1 protein-coding gene is annotated in these 655 nt (G+C 70.4%); it reads right to left on the bottom strand.

The features are described 5' to 3' along the window. Positions 1 to 655: condensation domain-containing protein (locus D7X12_RS41715; protein ID WP_208719642.1), on the bottom strand; the 655-nt coding region annotated here is incomplete at both ends.

The raw sequence follows: 655 nt of genomic DNA, 5'->3' as shown, positions 1-655 counted from the left end.
CGGACGAAGACGCCCATGGACCAGCCGTCGGAGACGATGTGGTGCATCGTCACCAGCAGCAGGTGCTCCTCCTCGCCCAGGCGCACGAGGGTGGTGCGCAGGAGTGGACCCGTGGCGAGGTGGAACGAGCGGCGCGCCTCCTCGCCGGCCTGTCGTCGGGCTTCCGCATTGCGTTGTGCTTCGGGCAGGGCGGAGAGGTCGATGACGGGCAGCGTCCAGCCCCCTGGGGCGTGGATGATTTGGGTGGGTCCGCCCTGGTGTTCTTGGAAGGTGGTGCGCAGGGCCTCGTGGCGCTGGACGAGGGCCTCGAAGGCGCGGCGCAGGGCTTCCACCTCCAGACGCCCCGTGAGGCGCAGCGCGGCGGGCAGGTTGTAGGACGCGTCCCCGGGCTGAAGCTGATCCAGCAGCCAGAGGCGCTGCTGCGCGAAGGACAGTGGGAGCCTGTCACCACGCACCGTGACCCTCTTCTTCGGAGCCGAAACGGTGGTGGCTTGCGTGGAGTCGATGCGCTTCGCGAGGGCGGCCACGGTGGGCGCCTCGAAGAGGGCTCGGAGGGGCAGCTCGCGCCGGAAGGTGGCGCGCACCCGCGAGACGAGCTGGGTGGCCAGCAGCGAATGGCCCCCGAGCGCGAAGAAGTTGTCGTGGATGCCGACCC

Source organism: Corallococcus sicarius, assembly GCF_003611735.1.
GTDB lineage: Bacteria > Myxococcota > Myxococcia > Myxococcales > Myxococcaceae > Corallococcus > Corallococcus sicarius.
This window is presented reverse-complemented; position numbering and strand designations above follow the sequence as displayed.